Source organism: uncultured Campylobacter sp. (assembly GCF_937997405.1).
Taxonomy (GTDB): domain Bacteria; phylum Campylobacterota; class Campylobacteria; order Campylobacterales; family Campylobacteraceae; genus Campylobacter_B.
Genome location: NZ_CALKTL010000142.1, coordinates 1 through 1,166 on the forward strand (window position 1 = coordinate 1; position 1,166 = coordinate 1,166).

A 1,166-nucleotide genomic window follows, 5' to 3' on the forward strand; every position below is an offset into this window, starting at 1 on the left:
CGAAACGCACGGTCGGCAACCTCATTCTCTTCGGCGGCGCGATTTTCCTCAGCGGCGAGAGCTTAGCGGTTTATAAAGGCGTGGGCGATGAGGTAAACGCAGGCTGCGTCAGCACGGACGGCGTCATCTACGTGAAGGTGACGAAATTTTCGCATCAGACGCTGCTTGCCGAGATTAAAAATTTGCTGAACGAGGCGGGCAACAAAAAGATGCCGATCGCGCGCTTTGCGGATAAAATTTCAAATATCTTCGTGCCCGCGGTGATTTTGATCGCGCTTGCTAGCTTTATAGCGTGGATGGCGCTTGACGGGCGACTCTCTTATGCCGCATCCGCCGCTATCTGCGTGCTTATCATCTCCTGCCCGTGCGCGCTAGGGCTTGCGACGCCGATCGCTATCGTTTGCGCGATCTCAAACGCCGCAAAGGCTGGAATTTTAATCAAAAATCCCGAAATTTTAGAAATTTTAAAAGGCGCCGACGTCGCGGTTTTTGATAAAACAGGCACGCTTAGCAAGGGCGAAATTTCGGTAAGCTTCAGCGATCTGAGCGCCCAGGATCTCTACGCTTTAGCAAGTGCCCAAAAGCTTAGCGAGCATCCGATCTCAAAGGCGATCGTAAAATTTGCCGAGCTGAAATTCGGCGAAATTTCTAAGCTTAACGGCGAGTTCGAAAGCATCGCGGGCAAGGGGATCGTCGCTAAAAATCCAACCGGCGAAATTCTTTGCGGCAGCGCGGGCTTTCTGCGCGAGCGCGGCGTGGATGCGGGCGTCGAAATAGAAGCGGAGGAGCTTTTAGACAAGGGCTTCGGCGTCGTTTACTGCGCGATAGGCGGCTCGTATGCGGGCTTCATCGCATTTAGCGACGAGATCAGAGCTGAAGCGCGCAGCGTCGTGCAGACGCTACAAAAAAGCGGCGTAAAAACCGTCATGCTAACGGGCGATAACGCAAAAACGGCAAATTTTGTCGCTCAAAACCTCGGCATCGACGAGGTAAAAAGCGGAGTGCTTCCAAGCGGCAAATATGAGTTCATCAAATCCCTGACGGATGAGGGCAAGCGGGTGCTTTTCGTGGGCGACGGCGTCAATGACGCGCCGAGCTTAAAAGCGGCTAGCATCGGCGTCGCGATGAACGGCGGCAGCGACGTAGCCAAGGGCGCGGGCGACGTG

At 54.5% G+C, this 1,166-nt stretch carries 1 protein-coding gene; it reads left to right on the forward strand.

What is annotated here, in order from left to right; all coding sequences use genetic code 11:
• Nucleotides 1–1,166 (forward strand): heavy metal translocating P-type ATPase (locus tag Q0372_RS07695; protein WP_298104564.1); only part of this gene is annotated, 1,166 nt, incomplete at both ends.